The sequence below is a fragment of the Promicromonospora sp. NPDC023987 genome (assembly GCF_040639055.1).
Classification (GTDB): domain Bacteria; phylum Actinomycetota; class Actinomycetes; order Actinomycetales; family Cellulomonadaceae; genus Promicromonospora.
The window spans coordinates 1-23,414 of the sequence record NZ_JBEZZF010000077.1; the positions used below are offsets into that span (position 1 = coordinate 1).

The following is a 23,414-nucleotide window of genomic DNA, read 5'->3' on the forward strand; positions in this document are numbered from 1 at the left end:
CTTGCATCGAGATCGGTCCAGGCCTGTACCGATCTCGATGCAAGATGCCGACCTCGCGTAACCAGGTGCCGACCGCGCCGATCAGCCCGTCAGTACTACCGCGCTGGAGTAGGGATCCACCTCCGGTGGGGTCCACTCCGGCTCCGGCTCGGCATCACCCTCCGAGTCATCACCACCCGAGTCATCACCACCCGCGTCGCCGCCCTCCGAGCCGCCCTCCGCGTCGCCGCCCTCCGAGCCGCCCTCGTCCAAGCCCCCGTCCTGCGAACCCTCGTCCTCCGGTTCCGGTTCGGTGGCGCACAGCCCGTCGATCAGCCACCCCAGGCCGCCGCCGCCCACGCACAGCCCGCCGCGCAGCGTGATGCCTGCGGTGGCCGACGCCGTCGAGCGGACCTCGGTGCCCGGGATCATCTCGTCATGCTTCACCTCGACGGTCACCTGGAGAAGTTCGGGGTCGACGTCGAGGTCGACCAGCTCAGCGCCGTTGCGCTCCGCGAACGTCCGTGCCGCGTCGGTCATCTCGTCCCTGAGATCCGGACCGAGCAGCGCCACCTCCGCGATGCCCCAGAACGCCCCGGGCTCGGACACCCCGAGGTGCAGACCGTGCAGCAGGCCCAGGTGCTGGTCCCACTCCTGGGCCGCGGCGAGCGCCGCGGCGTCGGCGGCCGTGCCGGCCTCGCGGCGGTCGTTCGTCGCCGAGCCGACCATCGTGACGACCAGCACCGCGGCGCTGAGCAGGCCGACGGCGATGGGGATCGTCATCACGTGCATGGACCCGCGTTCGCGGTCGTCCGACGTCGTGCGTGCCACGGTCAGTCTCCTGCCGGCGGATCGGTCACTGGCACGTCGGTGATCCGGAAGCGGTCGGGGGCGTCGACGGTCACGGCGTCCTGGCCGGTGTCCGGCCAGACGACGGTGATCAGCACCGGTTGCCCGAGGTCGAGCGGTTCGACCTCCTCGTCGCCGAGCAGCCGGCGCAGCAGGAAGCCTCCCCTCTCCTCCACGACGTAGTCGAAGGGCAGCACCCGCTCCTGCGCACCGAGCAGGGACAGGTTGTGCGGTCCGGCAGCCTCGGCCAGGGCGCCGAACATGCGGTCGCCGACGACGTGCACGCTGGCGGGGAGGAACCAGGCGGGATCGATGGAGTCGCCCTCGACGCGCTCGGCGACGAGGGTGCCGACGAGCGCCCCTGGCCTGCGCTCCATCGACCGGACCTCGACGGTGTACTCGCCGTTGTTCGTCGCGAAGGTGACCGCGTCGTTCTTCGCCGTCGGGGCGTCCGTGGTCGGCACGTCGCTCGCGGTGTCGCTCTCCACGACGAGGTGCCCCTGGAAGTGGATCTCGACGCGGCGGTTGGCGGCGCGGGCCTCGGGGCTCGTCCCGTCGGCGACCGGCTCGGACTCGCCGCGCCCTTCCTCCGTCACGGAGTAGTCGCCGCTGAGCTCCGCACGCAGCCGCTCGGCGACGGAGCGCGCCCGGCGTTCGGACAGCTTCTGGTTGTAGGCGTCGGTGTCGACGTCGTCGGTGTGCCCGACCACGCGCACGTCGCCGTCGTCCGCCTGCTCGCCGATCGAAGCGGCGGCCCGGTCCACCACGCCGCGGGCGGCGTCGGACAGGGTGTGCTCGTCGGAGGCGAAGAGGACGTCGGAGGCCAGCGTGACCGTGACGTCGCCGCCCTCGGCCGACGTCGTGGATTCGGCGTCATAGGCGTGCGTGAAGGCCCGCAGCTTCGTGGTCCATGCCTCTCCGGCGCCGCCCACCTGGTCGACGGCGGCGTCGAAGCCATCGCCTGCCGGGACCACGGGAACGTTCACCGTGCCGAACCCGGGGAACAGGACGTCCACCGACTCGTTCTCCGGTGCGGCGAACACCGCGGTCGCCGCGCCGCGCACGGCGTCGTCTCCGGCCGCGTCGTCGCCGGCCTCGTCGTCGCCGGCCTCGTCGTCGCCGGCCTCGTCGTCCACCCGCTCGATCGCTGTCGCCCGGTCCCCGTCGGGTGTCCGCGCCACGGGGTGGACGAGGCCGGCCGCCGTGTCGAAGAGCCGCACGCCGCGGCCGTCGGTGACGGAGTTACCGAGGCCGCCGAACGCGAGCAGGATGGTGGACGAGCGCAGCGGCCGCTCGGGGTCGGCCGGGGTCGCGGTGAAGTCGTACCGCAGGACCGCCAGGTCGCCGTCCACCTCGACGGGACGTACCTCGAGATGCAGCAGGGCGTCGTGCCACTCCCGGTCGACGGCGACGACCTCGCCAGGAGACGTGGCGTCTCCTGGCGAGGTCGTGGGCGCTGACGCGCCGGACGGGGGCTCGGTCGGCCCGCTCGGTCCCGGGTCGACCAGCCCGCAAGCGGACAGGAGTCCCACCAGGCCGACCGCGAGCGCGGTGAGCATCATCCGGCGCATCAACACCTCCGTCGTCGTTCTCAGACCTACTCGCCGCCCGCGCCGCCGATGTCGGTGACTGCCTCGGTCAGCTGCGTCACGATCGCCTCACCGACGTCCGAGCTCGCGGCGATGACGATACCGACGACCGCCACGACCAGCAGGACGGCGCCGACATACTCGACGGTGCCCTGGCCGCGCTCGTCGTCCTGCGCACGGAGCACCGCACGCGCCACGTAGTCCTGCAGGGCCGCCTTGGCGGCGACTGTCTTCTCGGTCAGCTTGTTCATGAGGTCCTCCATACGTTGAAGTCCGGTCGTCGGCCGCTCTTTGGGCTGCGGCCACACCAGCAAATCTAGGGAGCGGCGGTCCGGACGCCCAGGGTGCCCGGCCCTACCTGGGGGCCCGTTCTGCCTGGGCCCACGGCACTATCGGTGCTCGGGCCGGACTGGAGCCAGCGCACGATGGCCTGGCTCCGGGTGGTCACCCCGAGCTTGGCGAAGAGGCTGTTCACGTGGTTCTTCACGGTCTTCTCCGAGATGAACAGGAGTGCCGCGACCTCGCCGTTCGAGAGGCCGTCCGCGACGAGGTCCATCACCTCGGCCTCGCGCGGGGACAGCAGGGCGCGCACGGCCGGTGCGGTGCCGGGGGCGGTCAGCCCGGCCGAGACGCCGGAGACCACCTGGCTCCCGTTCCGGCACAGCCGGATCGCGTCCACCATCGCCCGGGGCTCCAGCGCGCCGTGCACCAGGTAGCCGGCGGCGCCGGCGGCGAGCGCCTCGGAGACCGTCGAGGGGTCGTCGGTGTGGGTCAGCATCACGACCGTCGCGCCGGACAGCCGTGGCAGCAGCTCCAGGCCGCTCATCCGCGGCATCCGGACGTCCAGGAGCACGACGTCGACGTGGCCGCCGCGCACGTGGGCCACCGCCTCGTCGGGGTCGCCCGTGTCGATCACCGACGTCACGCCCTCGGTTCCGTCCAGGAGCGTCCGCAAGCCCATCCGGATGATCGGGTTGTCGTCCACCGCGAGTATTCGCATCACGCCACCTCCGCTGTCCATGGGCGCCCGGTAGGCGCCCGACCCGCCCGCTCCGGCCCGACGGCGATCGCGCCGCCCGGTCCGTCGCCCGCTGCGCCGGGCGGCTCCTCGGGCAACCGCACCCGGACGACGGTTCCGCCGCCGGGCGCCGGAGCCCAGGTGGCGCCGCCGCCGCAGAGCTCCGCCCGTTCCCGGACGCCCCGCATCCCGTAGCTGCCGTCGGGCGTGACGCCGCCGGGCAGGCCGACGCCGTCGTCCGACATCCGTACCTCCACGGTCCCGTCCCGCACGCTCAGCGCGATCTCCACCCGGGACGCTCTCGCGTGCTTGCGGACGTTCTCCAGCAGCTCGGTCACGACCGCCCGGACGTGCTGCGCCCGACCGGCGCCGGCCTGGTCGACGCCCGGTCCGACGTCCACCGCCGCGGGTATCCCGGTCCGGTCCGTCCAGAGCCTGGCGACCTCGGCCACGGGTCCCGCCATGCCGTCGCGCTCGTCGCGCAGCTCACCGAGCGCGCGCCGGGTGTGCTCGTGCACGGTCGCGACGGCGCCGCTGAGCCCGCGCGCCACCTCGACGGTGCCCGGGCGGGCGCCTTCCCGGTCCAGGCGGTCGGCGAGCCCGTGCGCGGTCATGGCGAGCCCGGCGAGGTCGCCGGCGACCGTGTCGTGCAGGTCGCGGGCCAGGCGCAGCCGTTCGGCCATGGTCGCCTGGTCCTCGCGGGCCGTGGCTAGCTTCACCGACAGGAGCGCCTGCCTGCGCAGGCGCCGCCCCAGGTGGGTCCCGGTCCAGGTCATGACGACGGTGAGCGCCGCTCCGGCGATCCCGGTCACGAGACCCCGCCAGCCGTCGTTGTAGGCGGTGAGCTGGTACAGGCACAGGGGCCCGGCCATGACCAGGGCGAGCCGCAGGCCGGCGAAGAGCCCCCACAGGGCAGCGGTCGCCGCCGCGTAGACGGTCATCAGCGGTGACCCGGCCAGCGGCAGCAGCGCCACGACGGCCACCGCGGTGTCCCCGGCCAGGAGGATCCCGTTGCGCGCGTAGGTCCGGCCCCGGGTGTCCCAGTTCAGCGCGGGCACGAACGAGAAGGGCGCCGCGAGCACCACGAGGAACACCCCGAGCCATCCCGCACCGTCGAGCAGGGCCAGGACGAGGGCGAACGCCAGCACCGCGAGCCGTACCTGGCACAGCAGCCGCACGGCGGGACCGATGGCCCGCTGGGTCGTCGCGTCCATGGCGTGGCGCGGGCTCAGCCGCTCAGAAAAGTTCACCGAGCACCCCCGCGTTCGCGATCAGTACCGCCGACACGATCAGGATCAGCGCGCCCGGCAGGATCGTCGCCGTCACCGCCAGCGACACCATGGGCGCGGCGCGTGCTGCCCGCTGGCGGATGTTCTCCGCGTGCTCACGGCGCACGTCCGACGCGATGCTCGTGAGCGCGTCCGCCAGGGGCACGCCCAGTTCCTCGGCCTGCAGCAGCGCTGTCACGAACGTGCCGACGGCGGCGGACCGGTTGCGTTCGCGTAGCGCCACGAACGTCTGCCTCCGCGACGCGCCCACGTTCATCTCCTGCAACGCGGTGCGCATCTCTGCGGCCAGGGCGCCCCCGTGGAACTCGCACACCCGCTCCAGGGCCTGGCGAAAACCCAGGCCGGCGGTCACGGTCACGCTCAGCACGTCCAGGAAGTCGGGCAGCTCGGTGTCGATCTGGTGCCGCCGCTTGTTCGCCTCGCCGTACAGCCACAGCCGCATCCAGGCGCTCAGCACCAGCGCGAGCGGCACACCGATGACCCAGAGGTCCTGGAGCGTGAACAGCGCACCGACCAAGAGGCCCAGCACCACGAGCGCCACCTCGCGGCGCACGAACATCGTCAGGGTCACGCCGTCCGGGCGGCCGGCCCGGCGGATCGCGGTGTCGAGCCGCTGCAGCCGGTGCCGCCCGAGCAGGCGCACCGCGAAGGGCAGCAGCGGGGCTCCGATCCGGTCCAGCACCGCGGCGAACCCGCGGGGCCTCGGCTCCGCGTCCGGCGTGTACTCGGCCTCGATCTCCTCCAGCCCGGTCGTGGTCACCAGCCGGCCCGCGACCATGCCCACCACGACCACCAGGGCGGCGGACGCCGCGATCAGAAGCTCCAGCACGTCACACCTCCACCCGCGCGAGCCGGCGGACCAGCATGTAGCCGACGACGAACAGGCTGGTCGCCACCAGCAGCACCACCTGGCCGGCCAGGTTGGTGAGCATCAGGTCCACCACGCCAGGGCTGAAGGCGTTCATCAGCGCCACCGCGCCGAACGCCAGGACGATCACCGTGTACCCGGAGAACTGGGCCCCCATCGTGGCGGTCACCACCTCGCGGCGCAGCCGGCGCCGCTCCTCCAGCGTCTGCCCGATCCCCGACAGCGCGGTCACCAGCTCGCCGCCCGACCGGCCCTGGATCGTCAGCGTCTGCACCAGCACCGACAGCTCCCGGGACGGCAGCCGCTCGCTGAGGCCGGCGAGGGCGTCCCGCATGGACCGCCCGACCGCCATCTCCGCGCCCACCTGCTCCACCTCGGACGCCGCGGGCTCGGTCATCTCCGCCGCCGCGAGCTCGAGCGACCGGCGCACGGCCAGGCCTGCCGACGCACCGTTCGCCAGCAGCCGCGCGAGCTCGGGCAGCTGTGCCACGAACCGGTCCACGCGCTGCTTGCGCCGTCGGTCCAGCCAGCGACGGGCACCCACCGCCACCACCAGCACCGCAAGACCCGCCGTCGCCCAGCCGAAGAGCGGCAGGATGCCCAGGCCCACCACGACCGCGGAAGCCCCCGTTGCCGTGAGGAACATCGAGGGCGACCAGGTCGGCAGACCGGCCCCGGCCAGCAGCGCCACCATGCGCTGTCCCCACCGGGCCCGGACGAGGTGCACGTCGAGCCGTGCGAACACGGGGACGCCGGCCGGCTGGTCCAGGTCGGCGGTCTCGACCATGCGCCGCTCGGTCTCCGCGTTGCTCACCAGCGTCGCGACCGTCGCGGCGGCCATCACCAGCGTCACCAGGAGGCCCAGGGCGATGAGGAGGAACGTCATCGGGCGCCACCGCCATCGGTCTCGACAGGCTCGACCCGCGAAGGCATGGGCTCAGCCCCCGAGGGCATGGTCTCGCCTGCCCGGCGCAGCCGCTCCACCAGCTCGGCCGGCGCGGCGGCGGGCACGAACCTGCCGGCCACCGTGCGGTCGGGGCCGATGGGGTCCGCGACGAACCGCATCAGCGTCGTGAGCGCGTACTCCTCCCGCCGCTGCGAGGTGACCGCCTGCACCTCCGTGACACGCCGCGTCCCGTCCTGCGCCCGCTCCAGGTGCACCACCAGGTCGATCGCAGAGTTGATCTGGTCCCGCAGGGTCGCGGCCGGCAGGTCGAGCTCGCTCATCGAGGCGAGCGTCTCCAGCCGGCCCAGCGCGTCCCGGGCCGTGTTCGCGTGCACGGTGGCCACCGAGCCGTCGTGCCCGGTATTCATCGCCTGCAGCATGTCGAGGGTCTCGCCGCCGCGGACCTCCCCCACGATGATCCGGTCCGGGCGCATGCGCAGCGCGTTGCGCACGAGGTCGCGGATGGCCACCGCGCCGCGCCCCTCGACGTTCGCCGGCCGGGACTCGAGCCGCACCACGTGCCCCTGCTGGAGGGACAGCTCGGCGGCGTCCTCGATGGTGACGATCCGCTCGTGGTCGGGGATCAGGCCGGACAGCGCGTTCAGGAACGTCGTCTTGCCCGAACCCGTGCCGCCCGACACGACGATGTTCAGCCGCGCCCGCACGCACGCGCCGAGCAGGCTGGCCGTGGTCAGGTCGAGGGTGCCCCGGTCCACCAGCTCGCCCATCCGGAACGGCGTCGGGAACCGGCGGATCGTCAGAGTGGGGCCGTCCAGCGCCAGCGGCGGGATGATGACGTTCACGCGCTCACCGCTGGGCAGCCGGGCGTCCACCATCGGCGACGACTCGTCCACGCGGCGGTTCACCTGCGAGACGATGCGGTCGATCGTCTGGTACAGCTGCTCCACCGACGCGAACCGAGCGGGTACGCGCTCGACCTTGCCGTACCGCTCGACGAACACGTCCTGCGGACCGTTCACCATGATCTCGGTGATGGACTCGTCCGCCAGCAGCGGCTCCAGCACACCCAGCCCGAGCGCCTCGTCAGTGATCCGCTGGACCAGGGCGCTGCGCTCGCGCGCCGACAGCACCGGCCCGTCGACCGACAGGAGGCGGGACAGGACCCGCTCGAGCCGCACCCGCCGCTGCGACGGCGAGAGCCGGGCGAGCTCGTCGACGTCGATCTCCTCGAGCAGCCGCTCGCGGTACATCTTGGCGAGGTCGTTGTCCTCGTCGTGCCGCTCGTCGGCGGCCAGCCGGTCACGGAGCGCCATGTCAGTCCTTCCGCCTCATCTGTCGGCTTCCTCGTGTTCCGCTCCCGGCGCGTGCCTCGTTCCTCGGCCCGCACCGTCCACTGCACACGTCGTCAGCCCTCCACCGGGAACGCAGCGGTACGGGTCAGGGAGACGTCGACGAGGTCCATGCCCGCGACCCCGAGCGGCGCGGTGACCGTGACCCGCACGCTCGCCGTCCCGTCGTCGACAGCGGCGGTCAGGTCGTGCACGAGCTCGTCACCGACCGCCTGGTCCACCACGTCCTGCCAGTCCCCGCCCGTGCTCAGGGAACGGGCGCCGTTGCGGGCTGCCTCCTGCGCTATCGACGCCGTCTGGGCCACCGTGATGCCCTGGATCGCCAGGAGCCCCACCATCAGCATGGCGACCACGAGGCCGACGAGCTCGACGGTCGCCTGGCCGCGTTCGCGGCGCGTCCTGACAGTCATGGCTCAGCTCTCCCGGTACACGGCGGCCGACGAGGACGCCGAGAGGTCGACGCCGGGCAGGATCGTGGACACCGTCACCCGGACGTTGACCGCGTCCGGGAGCACCTCGATGTCGGAGTCGCCGACGGCCTCGCGCATCGAGTCGGGCAGCCGGTCGCGCACGTCCTCCCGCACCTGCTCCAGGACCTCGTCGCGCGGGGCGCCCACCGCGTCGTAGTACCCGAGCACGCCCACTGTGCGAGCGCCCTCCTGCGCCGCGGCGCGCGCGGCCAGCAGGCCAGAGGCCCAGCCGATGCCCTGCACGCACAGCAGGACCACCATGAGCGTCACCAGGATCACCACCGGGAGCTCGACCGTGGACTGGCCGGCCTCGGGGTCGGCGACCGCCCGGCCGGCCCGGCCAGTCCGCTTCCGGCCGGCCCCCTTGCGCCTGCCCTGCCCCCGGGGCGACCCCGTGACCAGCTTTTCCACCTCGGTGGGACCGTCGGAGCCGCCCTCCTGTGCCGGTGTCGCCTCCGGCCGGATCGCCGCGGCCCCGGCCTTGGCGACCGCCGTGTGCACGGCGGTCGGGGTCTCCAGCAGCGTCGCGGTGTTGACCGCACCGGAGAACGCCGGTCCGCCGTCGGGCACCGTGAACGCGACCGGCCGTTCCACGATCCGCTCCACCAGCGCGGGGGTGACCTCGTCGCGCGGGGTGCGCCGGTTGAGCACGAGCTCCACGGCCGCCGGGCGCCGGATCGCCAGCCGGTCCCACTGCGCCAGTGTGCGCCGAGCGGAGCGCAGCGCCGGGAGGTCGGGCGTGGTGACCAGCAGCACCCGGTCGGCGAACTCGAGCGCCGTGGCCCGTGGCTCGTCCAGGTGCGTGCCCACGTCGATCACCGCGAGGCCGGACTCGAACCGCAGGGCGCTCACGATCGAGCGGGTCGCAGCGGACGTCATCTCCTCGCCCCGCTCACCCTCGCTCGGGGCGGGGAGCAGGCGCAGCCCGCCCTGCACCTCGTACGTGGTCTCGCGGAGCATGCGCCCGGTGACGTCGCCCTCGACCGCGGCGAGGTCGACGATCGAGCGACGGGTGCGCACTCCCGTGTAGGCGGTCAGGTCGCCGGCCCCGAGATCGAGGTCGACGAGCGTGGTGTCGCCCGAGCGCCCCGCACGGGCGAGCAGCAGGGCCAGCACGGACGTCCCGACGCCGCCCTTCGCCCCGGCGATCGCCACGACCTGGCCACCACGGCCGCCGTTCCGCTCGGCCGCGATCGACGCCCTGGCCATCGCCGACCACGACGCGACCGCCTCGAGCCGGGTCAGCACCTCTTCCAGACCCGCGTTCCGCGCGATCACGGATCGCGCCCCGACCTCCATGGCGGCGGCCATCGCCCGGCTCATCTCGGCCGGCCCGTGGGCGTCCACGACCATCACGATGCCGGTGAGCGGCGTGGCCAGCCCGACGCTGCGGGCCACGGCGTGCCCACGTCCGTCGTCGGCGGCCTCGTCGACCACCACGATCCCGATGTCCGGCTGGCGGTCGAGCGCCGTCAGCACACCGGCGCCGTCGGACACCGCCGCGGCCAGCTCGAACCCGTCCGACTCCGCGAACACGTGGCCCAGGTGGTCCCTGACCTCGTGCGACGGCGTCGCGAGCAGCACCTTGGTCATCATGGTCACTCCTTGCCCTTGCCCTTGGGCGCAGCGCCGTCGTAGACGCGCTGCTCCGCCGGGAGCATGTCCTCGTCGCCCGCGCCACGCAGGGCGAGGCGCATCTTCACGGAGAACGACTCGACGTACGCAAGCGTCAGGGCGTCCTCGGTGCTCAGTGCGAACGTCACGGGCAGGCCGCTGCTGGTCTCCAGGTTGTCGGAGTCCTCGACGGTGCGGGGCAGACCCACCTCGAGCACCAGCACGTTCGAGACCCACACCCGGGACACCTGCTTCGCGTCCCCGTCGCCGCCCATCGTCGCGATGATGTCCACGTGGTCGCCGGGCTCCACCTTGCCCGCCACGCCGGTCTCGGCATCCACGATGATCGCCACCTCGCGGAAGCCCGGCTGCACGCCGGGCCGCTCGATCAGCATGCCGCCCTGGAGCATCGAGCCCTCCTCGTAGGCGGTGGCCGCGACCAGCCCGTCGACGTCCTCCACATCACGCAACGCGGTCTCCGGGAGCCAGCGTTCCGGCACCTCGACCCGGTCCAGCATGGACTCGTCGATCGGCTCGAGGGCATCCACCGACCGGTTGAGCTGCAGCACGGTGGCCACGGGACCCACCTGGGAGCTCACGGTGCGGACGTAGTAGAGGACGCCGACGAACACGGCGACCGCGAGGATCGAGGTGACGACGAGGAAGAAGACTCCTCGGCGCTGGCGCGGGTTCAACTGACCACTCCCTGGGTGTCTGGCAGGCTCGGACGGGATGACGCACGGGGACCGGTCCACGGGTTACCGGCCCGGCGCTCCGTGATGTCGCAGAAGATGCAGGCCCCGGACACAGCCCGCCCGCAGGCGTCGCACGCGCCCCAAAGGTACGACCTGGACAGGGCGGTCGCGACGGCGGTACTCAGCGCGCCGTCGATGGTCGACACCTCGAACCAGCGCGACGCCGACCAGCCGGCCTGCGCGGCGGTCAGCTCGGTGTCGGGCGTCCGGGGCAGCAGGTCGCCGTCCTCGTCGCGGACCACCGGCCGGGACGAGCGCGCTACGACGAGCACGTCGCCGCCGTCCGGCAACCCGAGCCGCCCGCGGAACCGGGCGACGGTGCCGCGACCGGTGTCGACCACGAACGCCGTGCGCGGCAGGTAGCTGCCGGCGTGCTGGCGGAACGTCGGCGTGGGGCGCTGCAGCGAGGCGACGCTCGAGAGGAGCGCCCGCGTGGTGGTGCGCGAGAGCACTCCGTCAGCGACCGCGCGTGCGGACGACGCGGTCAGTCCCTGCGCCGAGAGGCCTTCGAGCATCACCGCCCAGGCGGTCACGGGGACGTCGACGTGCAGCAGCCCGATCCGTTCCGGCCCGAGGACCAGGCGCGCCGCCCGGGCGACCTTCCGGGCCGGTTCGCCGCGGGTAGCGAGGACCACGTCGTCGGCCAGGAGACCTGCGACGGCCTCGACGACCTCCCCGAGGGCGGGTTCCACCCGGTGCACGGCCGGATGCACCCCCTCCGACCCCCCGATCGCGATGACCTGCACGCTGCCCCCTCGTTGAACGCACGAGCCCGGTCGATGACCGGATCGCCCTGAGTACTGCCTCCACGTTTCCCACGCCGGCTCTGCACGTCACAGTCACAAAGGCATCTGTTCGGGCACGCCTGCCCCACGGACTGTACAGATTTTGTCACTAAACGTATACATGTCAGGCGGTACCAGTTATCTTTTGAGCGTTTTCCCGTACCTGCTCGCTCATATGAGCGGGCCATCGCCCGGCCCCGCCGGCACTGCCGAGAGGAACGCACGTGAGCCAGATCCAGCTCCTGGTGGACGGCCGGACCGTCGCCGAGGTCGTCGTCGCCGACACCGTCCTGACCAGGGCACGGGGGTTGCTGTTCCACCGCGTGCTGCCCGAGGCGCTGCTGCTGAGACCCTGCTCGTCGGTGCACGGCGCGTGGATGCGCGTGCCGCTCGACGTCGCGTTCCTCACCGCGGAGCTGCGTGTGGTGCACGCCCAGGTCCTGCGCCCCTGGGCGATGACGATGCCGCGCCGGGGCGTCACCCAGGTGCTGGAGGCACCGGTCGGCAGCTTCGAGCGCTGGGGGCTGCGGGCGGACAGCCGGGTGGCCCTGGGCGGGGGATAGCCCGGTCGCGGGGTCATGGGTTGTCGAAGCTCGAGCCGCCGCTGAAGGTCGCGTTCGGCGGGGCGGAGAAGTCGCTCGTGTAGTAGCCGTCGGGCGCCTCGAAGTCCTTCGCCCGGCACTGCGGCGCCGGCGAGGTCGTCTGCTTGTTGCCGTCGACGTCGATCACCTCGAACGACGACTCCGACAGGGTCTTGTTCTCGTCGACCGACGTGAAGTCGACCTTGAACAGGTCCAGGCCCTCCCACTTGATGCCGAACCCGCCACCCTCGGTGATCCGGTCCATGTCGTACTCCAGCCGGCGCACGTTGGCGTAGTCCTCGGCCGCCTCGTAGAGCTCACCGCCCTCCGAGTCCTGCCCGTTGATCTCGACGTCGCCCTTCTTCAGCGTGCCGTCCTCGTTGCGGGGGAAGATCTCGTCGATCTTCGGGCCGAGCTTCTCCCGCAGCTCCGGGTACTGGTTGAAGTCGATGATCAGCTCGGTCTTGGAGAGCGTGCCCTCCTCCTCCTGCTTGCTGTACCCGCCGGTGGCCTTGAAGCCGTAGGGCAGCACCAGGTCGAGGTCGATCCCCGCCTTGTAGAGGGTCTTCATCACCTGGTCGTCCATGGCGATGATGAGCCGGGACAGCTCACCGTCCTTGTTCCAGAGCACGGACGTACTCGTGGTGCCCTTCCATTCGGCGCCGAGCTGCCCCTTGCCCTTGCCCTTGCCTGAGCTGTCCTCCTTGCCCTTCTTGTCCTTCGTGAAGGGTTGCTTGCCCGAGAGCTCGGCCCCGATGAGAAACCCGCCGATGTCCGACGACGTGTACGTGGCCATCACGCTGCCGTCCGACCACTGCCGGTCCTCGACCTGGATCTCGCCTTCGTAGCCGCCCTCGACGCTGCCCTTCAGCTCGACGGCGCCGGTGCTGGGGCCCCACTTCAGGCCGCCCTTGAACCTGACCTTCTTGATGTCGCTCGTGGACGTGGCGACCAGGTGGTGGTCGGGCTCGTCCTCCTGGAGCTGCATCACGTCGCCGACGTCGGGCATGTGGTCGGGCGGCGGCGGGCAGTAGCTCATCATCGGCGGGCAGTTCCGACCGCCACCGGCGGCCACGATATCCGTCGATATGCTGTACGACTTGTACCAGTTGATCCAGTCCTGGGCCTTCTGCATGTCCGTGAACTCGTAGGTGTAGTCCTCGCCGTAGCCGGTGATGCCGGCGATGTCGAAGGCGATGGGCGTGCCGCCGACGTCGCTGCCGCTGACGCCGATACCGAACTCGACGCCCTTCAGGATGTGGACACGGATCCGCCCGTCGCCGAGCTTCTCGATGAGCGTGCCGTTGTTGTCGCCCCAGCGGAAGAACAGGAACTGGATGTTCTCGCTGTCGACGTGCCCGGTGACCTCGACGGCGCAGGGCGGTTCCATCGAGGTGTACTTCTCGGAGATGCAGTTGGCCAGCTCCCCGGACCGTGCGGCGCGCTCCTTGCCCGCCGGGGCGTCCTCGTAGGCGGCCCACTCGGCTTCGCAGCCCTTGGGCACCGGCAGCTCACGGCACCCCACCTGCACCTTGGGCGGCGCGTCCTCGTCGATCTCCCCGCTGGTGGGCATCGCGTTGGCGCAGCTATCGTCGTTCGGGTTCTCCTGCGGACCACCCCGACCGTCGAGCACGCAGTCCACGAAGTCCTGGATCTCCTCCTCCAGGTAGACCCGGTCCCCGCGGTCGCGGTCCAGGTGCCCCTCGGGCATGTGCTTGTCGAAGCACACCGTCGGGCCGGGGTGCCAGACGCAGCCGATCTGCACGACGGCGGTGTCCCACTGCGACTCGGGCTTGTCCACGAACTCGAACGTGACGTCGTCCTCGCAGTCACCCGACGGCGGGCTGTACCCGTCCCCCGGGGACTCCTCCCCGCCAGGCTCCCCCGGCCCTCCGGCCGCGTCCCCGCAGTCGTCGGCGCCGTCCTCCTTGACGATCGGCGACACCGCACAGATCAGCTGCTCGCTCACATCAGCCGCCACCGGCGTCGCCGCCGCCAGCACGATCGCGACGACCAGCAGCACCAGCCCGGTCACCCCGACATACTCCGGCAGCGCCTGCCCGGCCTCTCGATCGCGTCTGGTCATCCTCGAAAACTAGGTGCGACCGGTGAACCTCAACTGTCCGGGAGCCGTCCCGCCGGGGTACAGGATCATGCTGTTTCCGCAGGTCATAGGCCTGTGGCCCCAGCGCCTGGGGCCACGGGCCCACACCTTTCGCAACTTTCACCCGGGCGGTCACCGCTGCTTGAACTTGATCGTCTTCCGGTCCGCGTCGTAGTCGTAGCTTCCGGTGAAACCCCAGTTGATCCAGCCGCCGTCGCCCTTGTTCTTCACCGTCCCGCTGTTGAGGGCGATGACGTCCATCCCGTCCACCGTCGCCAGGTGCACGAACCCGAAGAGGTTGCTGAACGAGAAGTTGTCGAAGTCCTTCACCACCAGGATGTTCTTGTCGGGGAAGTCCTCGGAGTACTCGTCGAGCAACGACCCGACCCGGTCGGCCCGGTCGCCGGGCACGTCGCCGTCGTAGTCCGTGCCCGGGTAGGTACCCTCGGTGAACTTCGGCGTCTCGTTGTCGACGTACTCCGCGCCGATGTCGTGCTGCTGGCTACCGCGGCTCGTCGATGGGTCGGAGAAGTCGTCGCTGTAGTAGGCGGGCGGCTCGACGAAGTCCTTGTCCTTGCACTTCGGCGCCGGTGACATCGTCTGCTTGTCCCCGTTCACGTCGGTCACCTCGAACGACGACTCCTTGAGCGTCTGCGTCTCGTCGACGGACGTGAACGTCACCTTGAACAGGTCGAGGCCCTGCCAGGTCAGGCCGCCGGTACCGCTCTCGGTCGCCCTGGTCGCGTCGTAAGTGAGCTTCCGCACGTTGGCGTAGTCCTCCACCGCGTCGTACAGCACCCCGTTCCCGGCACCGTCCCCGCCGACCTCGACGTCCCCCTTGATCAGGTTGCCGTCGGCGTCCCGAGGGAACATCTTGTCGATCGTCGGACCCAGCTTCTCGCGCAGCTCCGGGTACTGGTTGAAGTCGAGGATCAGCTCCCGCTTCGAGATCGTCCCTTTCTCCTTGGAGGTGGAGTATCCACCGCCGACGGTGAAGCCGTACGGCAGCGCCACGTCGAGGTCGATCCCTGCCTTGTCGAGGGTCTCCATCACTTGGTCGTCCATCGAGATGACGACCTTGGAGAGCTCACCCTTCGTGTCCCACGCGATGGTGGTGCTGGTGGTGCCCTTCCACTCCTTCCCCAGCAGATCACCTGACCCTGCGCCACCGGCCGAGCTCGTCGGCTTGCCCTTCTCGTCCTTGCTGAACGGCTTCCGGGCACCGAGCGACGCTCCGATCATGAACCCGCCGATGTCGGACGACGAGTAGGTCGCTGTCCGGCTCCCGTCCGACCAGCGCCGGTCCTCGATCTGGACCTCACCCACATAGCTGCCCTCGGCGCTGCCGCCCACCTCGATCGGGCCGAACTCGCCCGTGAGGTGCACGCCGCCCTTGAGCTTGACCTTCTTGATGTCGCTGTCCGCCTCGGCCAGCTCGTGGTGCTCCGGCTCCTCGCCCCGCAGCTCCTCGGCGCGCTCGAGGTGGGGGTTCTTGCCGCAGCCACCGGTCCACTGCACCCTGGCGCCCGAGCAGCTGATCGGCTTGTTGTTCACGGAGTCGTACTCCTTGTACCAGTCGATCCAGTCCTGGGCCTTCTGCATGTCCGTGAACTCATAGGTCTTGTCCGTGCCGTATCCCGTGATGCCTGCGACGTCGAAGCTGATCGGCGATCCGCCCACCTGATCCCCGCTGACACCGGCGCCCAGCTCGACGCCCGTGAGGATGTGGATTCGGATGCGGCCGTCGCCGAGCTTCTCGATCAGGGTGCCGTTGCTGTCGCCCCACCGGAAGAACAGGAACTGGATCTCAGTGCTCTCGACATGCCCGGTCGCCTGCGTCACGCAGAAGAACTCCATCGTGTCGTACCTCTTCGTGATGCAGGTCGCCAGCTCCCCCGACCTGGCTGCCCGCTCCTTGCCCGCCGGCGCGTCCTTGTACGCCGCCCACTCGGCCTCGCAGCCTTTCGGCACCGGCCAGACCCGGCAGCCCACCTGCACCTTCGGCGGCGCGTCCTCGTCGATCTGCTCGCTCGTCGGCGTCGTGTTCGCGCAGCTCTCGTCGTTCGGGTCGTCCTGCGGACCACCGCGAGTGCCGAGCGCACAGTCGACGAAGTCCTGGATCTCTTCCTCGAGATACACCGTGTCCCCGGTGTTGTTGTACACGTAGTCCTCTGGCATGTGCTCGAAGAAGCAGCCCACCGAGTTGGGGTACCAGACGCAGTCGATCTGGACGACGGAGGTTCTCTCCGGCGAGCCGTCCCGGTCGACGTACTCGAAGGCGACGTCCTCCTCGCAGTCGCCCGAAGGCGGGCTGTAGCCCTCGCCCGGCGACCCACCACCACCGGACGCATCCCCGCAGTCGTCGGCGCCGTCCTCCTTGACGATCGGCGACACCGCACAGATCAGCTGCTCGCTCACATCAGCCGCCACCGGCGTCGCCGCCGCCAGCACGATCGCGACGACCAGCAGCACCAGCCCGGTCACCCCGACGTACTCCGGCAGCGCCTGGCCCGCCTCGCGATCCGCGCGGGGGGAGTTCACCTCGACGTCACTACCCATTAACCCAACGTAGGGAGCGAAACCGCTGGTCACGACGGCCCAGCGACCCAACATCGCACCCAGAGGGGCTGGGCCCCCGGGCCCAGCCCTTGCCGGCCCGGCGGTGTCAGCGCTGCCTGAACTTGATCGTCTTCTTGTCCGGGTCGTAGTCGTAGGTGCCGGTGAAGCCCCAGTTGATCCAGCCGCCGTCGCCCTTGTTCTTCACGGTCCCCTCGTTCAGGCCGATGACGTCCATCCCGTCCACCGTCGCCAGGTGCACGAACCCGAAGAGGTTGCTGAACGAGAAGTTGTCGAAGTCCTTCACCACCAGGATGTTCTTGTCGGGGAAGTCCTCGGAGTACTCGTCGAGCAACGAGTGGACCCGGTCGGCCCGGTCGCCGGGCACGTCGCCGTCGTAGTCCGTGCCCGGGTAGGTACCCTCGGTGAACTTCGGCGTCTTGTTGTCGACGTACTCCGTGCCGATGTCGTGCTTCGAGTCCGCGTTGGCGGTCGGCGGGTCGGAGAAGTCGTCGCTGTAGTAGGCGGGCGGCTGGACGAAGTCCTTGTCCTCGCACTTCGGCGACGGCGACACGGTCTGCTCGTCCCCGTTCACGTCGGTCACCTCGAACGACGACTCGTTGAGCGTCCGCTCCTCGTCGACCGAGGTGAACGAGACCTTGAACAGGTCCAGGCCCTGCCACGTGAGACCGCCGTTGCCGCCCTCGGTGACCTTGTGCGAGTCGTACTTCAGCTCGCGGACGTTGGCGTGCTCTTCGGCGTAGCCGTACAGCACCCCACCCTCGGAGTCGTTGCCGTCGATCTCGACGTCGTCCTTGATCAGGTTGCCGTCGTCGTCCCGTGGGAAGACCTTGTCGATCGTGGGGCCCAGCTTCTCCCGCAGGTCCGGGTACTGGTTGAAGTCGATGATCAGCTCCCGCTTGGAGAGGGTCCCCTCCTCCTCGGACTTGCTGTAGCCCCCGCCCACCGTGAAGCCGTAGGGAAGCGCCACGTCGACGTCGATCCCCGCCTTGTAGAGCGTCCGCATCACCTGGTCGTCCATCGAGATGATCAGCTTGGACAGCTTTCCCTCCTTGTCCCATGCGACGGTGGTGCTGGTGGTGCCCTTCCACTCCTTGCCCACCTGCCCCTTGCCTCCGCCTCCGCCCGAGCTCGTCGGCTTGTCCTTCTTGTCCTTCGTGAACGGCTGCTTGCCACCGAGCGACGCGCCGATCAGGAACCCGCCGATGTCCGACGACGTGTAGGTGGCCGTCCTGCTGCCGTCCGACCAGCGCCGGTCCTCGATCTGGATCTCGCCCTCGTAGCCGCCCTCGATGCTGCCCGTCAGCTCGAACTGGCCTGCCTTGCCGGTCAGGCTCAGGCCACCCTTGAGCTTGACCTTCTTGATGTCGCTGTCCGCCTCGGCGAGCTCGTGGTGCTCGGGCTCCTGGCCCCGCAGCTCCTCGGCGCGCTCCTGGTCGCTGTAGTCGCAGTGCACCGCGGGGATCGTGCCCGAGGTCCAGCAGTACGGCCGCGTGGCGTTCACGTTGTCGTACTTCTTGTACCAGTCGATCCAGTCCTGGGCCTTCTGCATGTCCGTGAACTCGTACGTCTTGTCCTTCGCGTATCCGGTGATCCCGGCGATGTCGAAGCTCACGGGCGATCCGCCCACGCCGTCGCCGCTGAGCCCTGCGCCGGTCTCCACGCCCCGGAGGACGTGGATCCGGATGCGCCCGTCGCCGAGCTTCTCGATCAGCGTGCCGTTGCTCCCGCCCCAGCGGAAGAACAGGAACTGGATCTGGGTCTCGTCGACGTGCCCGGTGGCCTGGACCACGCAGGGGATCTCGATGGAGTCGTACGTGTCGGAGATGCAGTTGGCCAGCTCGCCGGACCTGCCGGCGCGCTCCTTGCCCGCCGGCGCGTCCTTGTACGCCGCCCACTCCTCCTCGCACCCCTCGGGCACCGGCCACTCACGGCACCCCACCTGAACCTTCGGCGGCGCGTCCTCGTCGATCTCGCCGCTCGTCGGCATCGCGGTGGCGCAGCTCTCGGAGTTCGGGTCGTCCTTCGGACCACCCCGGCCGTCGAGCACGCAGTCGGCGAAGTCCTGCACCTCCTCCTCGAGGTACACACCGTCCCCGATGTTCCGGTCCAGAAAATCCTCGGGCATGTGGTCGGTGAAACAGCTCTCCACGTTGGGGTACCAGACGCAGCCGATCTGCACGACGGTGGTGTCGTCCGGCGAGTCGGGCACGTCCACGAAACCGAAGGTGACGTCCTTCTCGCAGTCGCCCGACGGCGGGCCGTAGTCGCCGCCAGGGGTCTCGTCGCCGCCGCCGGCGTCACCGTCGCCGCAGGCCTCGGCGCCGTCCTCCTTGACGATGGGCGACACCGCGCAGATGAGCTGTTCGCTCACGTCGGCGGCGACGGGTGTTGCCGCGGCGAGCACGATGGCGACGACCAGCAGCACCAGGCCCGTCACCCCGACGTACTCCGGCAGCGCCTGACCCGCCTCGCGATCGACCCGGCCGACCCTGCCGCGCCCCGTCGCGCGATGACGGGTGTTCACCTCAGCGTCACTACCCATCAACCCACGGTAGGGACCGAACACGCAGGTCACGACGGCCCGAAGACCCAATCTGCACCCAGGCCGACTGGGCCCCCGGACCTATGTGGTGGGGCCGCGGGCCACGGCCCCACCACGGGAGGAGCTACTTGTTCCGGTCGAAGGCGTCCTTGGCGTTCTCGGCCGCGTCCTTGACCTTCTCCCCTGCGTCCTTGACGTCGGCCTTCGCCTGGTCGGTCTTGCCCTCGGCGGCGAGCTCGTCATTGTCGGTGGCGTCCCCGAAAGCTTCCTTCGCCTTGCCGAGGCCCTTCTCCGTCGCGTTCTCGGTCTTGTCGTCTGCGCTCATCAGCTTCCCCTCACTCCTCGGTCCTGCGTCCCGGGTCCCGGGTCCCGGGCACGTTGACCGTCCCAGGCTGACGCGGGCGAGACCCACTCGCCTCCGGGACCGGGCACCACCCGCGGTGCCGTAGGATGCGCAGTGCGAGGGGAGTACTTCCCAAACATCGTCCGGTCATTACGGCGCACCAGCGACCTCGGACGACGACCTTGCTCGGCAAGGTGAAGGAGACCTCGGAGCCATCTACTACGGAGACTCCTTGCTCGCCACCATCACTGGTACTTCCTCTGCCGTGACCTCTGTCGCCACCCCCACCATGTGGCTCGTCACCATCCTCGCCGTCCTGGCCCTGCTCGCCATGGACTTCCTCATCACCAGACGCCCGCACGAGGTGTCGATGCGCGAGGCCCTGAGCTGGAGCGCGTTCTACGTCGCCCTCCCCCTCGCCTTCGGCGGGTGGATCTGGGCCAGCTTCGGCTCGAGCACGGGCGTCCAGTACCTCACCGGGTACCTCGTCGAGAAGTCGTTGTCGGTCGACAACCTCTTCGTGTTCATGCTCCTGCTCACCGCCTTCGCGGTGCCGCCCGCGCTGCAGCAGCGCGTCCTGCTCCTCGGCATCGTCGGAGCCCTGGTCCTTCGCGGGATCTTCATCGCCCTCGGGGCGGCGGTCCTGGCCAACCTCAGCTGGGCGTTCCTCCTCTTCGGTGCGATCCTCCTCGCCACAGCGGTCAAGATCCTCGTCGACCAGCTCCGCGGCGGCGCGCACGACGTCGACGTCTCCGAGATGCGCTCGGTCCGCCTGATCCGGCGCTTCATGCCCGTCACGGAGGACTATCGCGGCCCCCGGCTCTCGGTCCGGGAGAACGGGCGGCGCATGCTCACCCCGCTGGCCGTCGTGGTGGTGGCCGTCTTCGCCACCGACGTCGTCTTCGCGGTGGACTCGGTGCCCGCCGTCTACGGCATCACGAGCGACCCGTACCTCGTGTTCGCGACCAACGCCTTCGCCCTGCTCGGCCTGCGCGCCCTGTACTTCGTGCTCCAGGGCGCCCTGAGCAAGCTGGTCCACCTCGGGTACGGGCTCGCGACGATCCTGGCGTTCATCGGCGTCAAGCTCGTGCTGCACTGGGCCCACGGGATCTGGGCGAGCGTCCCGGAGATCCCGACCCTCGCGTCGCTCGGCGTGATCCTCGCTGTCCTCGCCACGGTGACCGCGACCAGCCTCTACGCCACCCGCGGCGCCACGGACCCGGAGGTCTCCGCGGACCCGGAGGCCACCGACGACGTCGCCGAGCCCGCTTCGTCACCGAAGGGCCGGTGACGACGGCGCGCAGCCCCCTCCCGCGAGGCGGGCTGCGCGCCGGGGCGTGCCCGGCAACCCGGCTCGGCCGGTCCGGGAGATCGGCTGATCCCGCCGGGCCTACCGGCGAGCTAGTGTGCGGAGCCGGTCTCGATGAGCAGGACGCCGCCCACGATGAGGATGATGCCGATCCCCATGAGCCCGGTGAGCGGCTCGTCGAAGAGAACCTTGCTCAGGACCGCGGTGAGGGCGACGCCGGCAGCGGCCCAGATCCCGTAGGCGACGCCGAGCGGCATCCCGTTGGCGAGGGTCAGGACGAGCATCGTGAAGGCGATGAGGTAGCCGATGCCGACGCCGACGAACCAGACCTTCCTCCCTGTCGAGGCCACGCGGAGCGAGAGCGTGGCCGAGACCTCGAAGAGGATCGCCCCGGTGAGGAACAGCCAGGCCATCACGCCACCTCGTCGGTCTTGTGCGCACGTTGCGCGCCGAGCTCGACGCACAGGACGCCGCCGATCACGAGCACGATGCCGACGGCCATCAGGAGGGTGATGGGCTCGGCGAAGATGACCATCGACATGATCGCGGTCAGCGCCACCCCCGCGGCGCCCCAGATGCCGTAGGCGACCCCGAGTGCCATGCCGGCCCGCAGGACGAACGTGAGGCACACGAACGAGCCGACGTAGCCGGCGACGACCACCGCGTACAGCGCCGGGACCTCCAGCGCCGCCTTCATCGACAGGGTCGCGGTCACTTCCAGGAGGATGGCTCCGGTCAGGTAGAGCCATCCCCTGGTCGTCTGCCCGGTCATGCCCGGCTCCCTTCGTCGATCAGGCGTAGCCCGACGGCGAGGATCGCCGCCCGCTCCCGCTCGTCCAGCTCCACGATGCCGAGCGCGCGATCGAACCAGGCGCCGTCGGCGAGCAGACGGGCCGCCTGCAGGACCGCGCGACCCCTGGCGTCGGTGGCGATGGCCTGCCCGAACCAGGGGGCCAGGCGACCGGTCCACTGCTCGCGGAGGCGGTCGCGCAGGCGGACGTCGGACAGCACGGCCAGGTCAGCGGGGTCCAGGTCCGCGGTGAGCGAGAAGTCCACGTAGGCACGCAGGCGATCCTGCGGGGACGCGTTCTCCGGTACGCGTTCGGTGAGCTGCGCCGTCCAGAGGTCCACCAGCCGGTCCACGACCGCGACCGTGAGGACCTCCTTGGTCGCGAAGTGGTGCACGACCCCGGGCTTGGTCAGCCCGGCCTGCCGGGCGACGGCGTCGATCGTGAGCGGTTCGCCCTGCCGCAGGACCAGGAGGGCCGCGTCGAGGATCTCGAGTTTCGTTGCCACCGGAGGAACCTACCATCCGTATGGTAGGTGGCCGTGGCGCCGATCCTCCGTGGCCAGCCTCGCTACCTCAGGTACGTCATGGGTTCGCGGCGTGCCCACGGTGGATCGCGACACCGGTGGTGAGCTGCGCCGGGGCGTCCAGCCCGGCGTCGTCGTCGACCCCGACGCCGAGCCTGCCCACCAGCTCCCCGCCGAGCCATCCGGTGCCGACCGCGGCGACCAGGGCGACCAGGCCGAGGACCAGCGCCGCGGCCCCGGGAACATTGCCGTCCGCGCCGGTACGTATAGCCCAGCTCACGGCGAACAGGACGAGCACAACGACGTTGCCGCCCCCGTGCAGGAGACCGATGCGGCGGGCCCGGGTCTCCCGCGGGATCGCGAGGAAGTCGACCAGGCCGAACACGGCCGCGACCACCCCGCTCAGCACACCGGCGGCGATCATGAGGTACGACGCGGAGGCGAACCTGCCGTCGTCCGTCACCAGGCCGATCACGTCGAAGACGACCGCCGTGCCGAGCAGCCCGAGCGGGAAGACGATCAGCTGCTGATGGACCGCGTGCCCCGCGGCCTTTGCTCTGCTCTCCATGCCTCACCCCTCCGACGCGAGGCGGCCGCCGGCCGGCGACTCCGCCTCTTCCTGCGGAAATGCCAGCTTCACACTAAGCACGTCGGCGGCCACTCGCGCGGCGCGGGAACCTCAGTCGTGCGCCGCCCGGCCGGCGGCCACTACGCCGCCCTGGAGGCACCCGCGGAGCTCGCCGCCGCGCTGTTGGGCTTTCTGAGGGACGTGGAAGCGGGCTGACCGCGCTGGTGTGCGTGGTCGTGGCCGTGGTTGTAGTCGTGGTCGGTAGAACGTCAGGTGGTCGGCATTCCGGGCTACCGATCTCCTGACCTTTTACCGACCACGCCCGACACGCGGCCCCGGTCCGGGTCAGCCCGGGTCAGGTCAGGTCGTCGTGCTCCCCCCGCGTCCAGGCGGCGTGGCGGTCCGCGGAGCGGAGCACTATCTGGCGGGCGTCGGTGGGGATGACGCCGTCGAAGTTGTTGTAGAGCCGGTCGAACTGGAACCGGCTCACGTGGTGGGCGACTCGTTGGACCACGGGTCCGGACAGGGGGATGCGGTTGGGGTAGCTGCGCATGAAGGACACGGAGGTGCGGTCGGGGTTGGCGAAGATCGTGTCGCCGCT

At 70.6% G+C, this 23,414-nt stretch carries 22 protein-coding genes and 1 pseudogene; 2 read left to right on the forward strand and 21 right to left on the reverse strand.

What is annotated here, in order from left to right; all coding sequences use genetic code 11:
• Nucleotides 1–81: 81 nt before the first annotated feature.
• The 12 genes from AB0F40_RS23755 to AB0F40_RS23810 form a co-directional block, all read right to left on the reverse strand.
• Complete coding sequence (locus AB0F40_RS23755; RefSeq protein WP_357473589.1) at nt 82–810, reverse strand: pilus assembly protein TadG-related protein; 729 nt, start codon at nt 808–810, stop codon at nt 82–84.
• 2 nt (nt 811–812) lie between these two features.
• Nucleotides 813–2,399 carry an OmpA family protein gene (locus AB0F40_RS23760; protein WP_357473592.1) on the reverse strand — a complete coding sequence of 529 codons (1,587 nt, stop codon included), beginning with the start codon at nt 2,397–2,399 and terminating at the stop codon, nt 813–815.
• Between the two features lie 26 nt (nt 2,400–2,425).
• The gene (locus tag AB0F40_RS23765; protein WP_357473595.1) at nt 2,426–2,668 is read right to left on the reverse strand and encodes a hypothetical protein; all 243 of its coding nucleotides are present in this window, start codon (nt 2,666–2,668) and stop codon (nt 2,426–2,428) included.
• 65 nt (nt 2,669–2,733) lie between these two features.
• The gene (locus tag AB0F40_RS23770) at nt 2,734–3,417 is read right to left on the reverse strand and encodes a response regulator transcription factor (protein WP_357473598.1); all 684 of its coding nucleotides are present in this window, start codon (nt 3,415–3,417) and stop codon (nt 2,734–2,736) included.
• A complete protein-coding gene (locus AB0F40_RS23775) occupies nt 3,417–4,685 on the reverse strand; it encodes an ATP-binding protein (protein WP_357473600.1) in 1,269 nt (422 codons plus the stop codon). The genes AB0F40_RS23770 and AB0F40_RS23775 overlap by 1 nt, the downstream gene beginning before the upstream one ends.
• Nucleotides 4,672–5,553 (reverse strand): type II secretion system F family protein, encoded by an 882-nt coding sequence (locus AB0F40_RS23780; protein ID WP_357473603.1) that lies wholly within the window; start codon nt 5,551–5,553, stop codon nt 4,672–4,674. The genes AB0F40_RS23775 and AB0F40_RS23780 overlap by 14 nt, the downstream gene beginning before the upstream one ends.
• 1 nt (nt 5,554) lies before the next feature.
• Nucleotides 5,555–6,478: a type II secretion system F family protein gene (locus AB0F40_RS23785; protein ID WP_357473606.1), complete on the reverse strand. Its 924-nt coding sequence runs from the start codon at nt 6,476–6,478 to the stop codon at nt 5,555–5,557.
• Complete coding sequence (locus tag AB0F40_RS23790; protein WP_357473609.1) at nt 6,475–7,812, reverse strand: CpaF family protein; 1,338 nt, start codon at nt 7,810–7,812, stop codon at nt 6,475–6,477. The genes AB0F40_RS23785 and AB0F40_RS23790 overlap by 4 nt, the downstream gene beginning before the upstream one ends.
• Nucleotides 7,813–7,904: 92 nt before the next feature.
• Nucleotides 7,905–8,258 carry a TadE family protein gene (locus AB0F40_RS23795; protein ID WP_357473611.1) on the reverse strand — a complete coding sequence of 118 codons (354 nt, stop codon included), beginning with the start codon at nt 8,256–8,258 and terminating at the stop codon, nt 7,905–7,907.
• A 3-nt stretch (nt 8,259–8,261) separates the two neighbouring features.
• Nucleotides 8,262–9,914, reverse strand: coding sequence for a hypothetical protein (locus AB0F40_RS23800; protein WP_357473614.1), 1,653 nt, complete (start codon nt 9,912–9,914; stop codon nt 8,262–8,264).
• A 2-nt stretch (nt 9,915–9,916) separates the two neighbouring features.
• Complete coding sequence (gene cpaB, locus AB0F40_RS23805; protein WP_357473617.1) at nt 9,917–10,627, reverse strand: Flp pilus assembly protein CpaB; 711 nt, start codon at nt 10,625–10,627, stop codon at nt 9,917–9,919.
• Nucleotides 10,624–11,433, reverse strand: a complete 810-nt coding sequence (locus AB0F40_RS23810; RefSeq protein WP_357473620.1) for a hypothetical protein — start codon at nt 11,431–11,433, stop codon at nt 10,624–10,626. The genes cpaB and AB0F40_RS23810 overlap by 4 nt, the downstream gene beginning before the upstream one ends.
• 263 nt (nt 11,434–11,696) lie before the next feature.
• Here AB0F40_RS23810 and AB0F40_RS23815 point away from each other — a divergent pair, with 263 nt between their 5' ends.
• Nucleotides 11,697–12,035: a DUF192 domain-containing protein gene (locus AB0F40_RS23815; RefSeq protein WP_357473623.1), complete on the forward strand. Its 339-nt coding sequence runs from the start codon at nt 11,697–11,699 to the stop codon at nt 12,033–12,035.
• Between the two features lie 13 nt (nt 12,036–12,048).
• Here AB0F40_RS23815 and AB0F40_RS23820 read toward each other — a convergent pair whose 3' ends face one another.
• From AB0F40_RS23820 to AB0F40_RS23835, 4 genes are all read right to left on the reverse strand, one after another.
• Nucleotides 12,049–14,139: a hypothetical protein gene (locus AB0F40_RS23820; protein ID WP_357473626.1), complete on the reverse strand. Its 2,091-nt coding sequence runs from the start codon at nt 14,137–14,139 to the stop codon at nt 12,049–12,051.
• Nucleotides 14,140–14,289: 150 nt separating this feature from the next.
• Nucleotides 14,290–16,716: a hypothetical protein gene (locus AB0F40_RS23825; protein WP_357473629.1), complete on the reverse strand. Its 2,427-nt coding sequence runs from the start codon at nt 16,714–16,716 to the stop codon at nt 14,290–14,292.
• A 106-nt stretch (nt 16,717–16,822) separates the two neighbouring features.
• Entirely contained in the window at nt 16,823–19,279 is a 2,457-nt protein-coding gene (locus tag AB0F40_RS23830; RefSeq protein ID WP_357473632.1) for a hypothetical protein, read from the reverse strand.
• A 124-nt stretch (nt 19,280–19,403) separates the two neighbouring features.
• On the reverse strand, nt 19,404–19,604 hold the full coding sequence (locus AB0F40_RS23835; RefSeq protein ID WP_357473635.1) for a CsbD family protein: 201 nt from the start codon (nt 19,602–19,604) through the stop codon (nt 19,404–19,406).
• A gap of 283 nt (nt 19,605–19,887) precedes the next feature.
• Between AB0F40_RS23835 and AB0F40_RS23840 the strand changes: the two genes are divergently transcribed.
• Nucleotides 19,888–20,913: a TerC family protein gene (locus AB0F40_RS23840; protein ID WP_357473638.1), complete on the forward strand. Its 1,026-nt coding sequence runs from the start codon at nt 19,888–19,890 to the stop codon at nt 20,911–20,913.
• A 110-nt stretch (nt 20,914–21,023) separates the two neighbouring features.
• On the opposite strand, the gene AB0F40_RS23845 is transcribed toward AB0F40_RS23840, so the two are convergent.
• The 5 genes and pseudogenes from AB0F40_RS23845 to AB0F40_RS23865 form a co-directional block, all read right to left on the reverse strand.
• Nucleotides 21,024–21,344, reverse strand: a complete 321-nt coding sequence (locus tag AB0F40_RS23845; protein WP_357473640.1) for an SMR family transporter — start codon at nt 21,342–21,344, stop codon at nt 21,024–21,026.
• On the reverse strand, nt 21,344–21,703 hold the full coding sequence (locus AB0F40_RS23850; RefSeq protein WP_357473643.1) for an SMR family transporter: 360 nt from the start codon (nt 21,701–21,703) through the stop codon (nt 21,344–21,346). Before AB0F40_RS23850 ends, AB0F40_RS23845 begins: the two co-directional genes overlap by 1 nt.
• On the reverse strand, nt 21,700–22,227 hold the full coding sequence (locus AB0F40_RS23855) for a TetR family transcriptional regulator (RefSeq protein ID WP_357473646.1): 528 nt from the start codon (nt 22,225–22,227) through the stop codon (nt 21,700–21,702). The genes AB0F40_RS23850 and AB0F40_RS23855 overlap by 4 nt, the downstream gene beginning before the upstream one ends.
• 76 nt (nt 22,228–22,303) lie before the next feature.
• The gene (locus AB0F40_RS23860; protein WP_357473649.1) at nt 22,304–22,813 is read right to left on the reverse strand and encodes a DUF2231 domain-containing protein; all 510 of its coding nucleotides are present in this window, start codon (nt 22,811–22,813) and stop codon (nt 22,304–22,306) included.
• 355 nt (nt 22,814–23,168) lie between these two features.
• Nucleotides 23,169–23,414, reverse strand: a pseudogene (locus tag AB0F40_RS23865) (hydrolase); the annotation flags it as partial.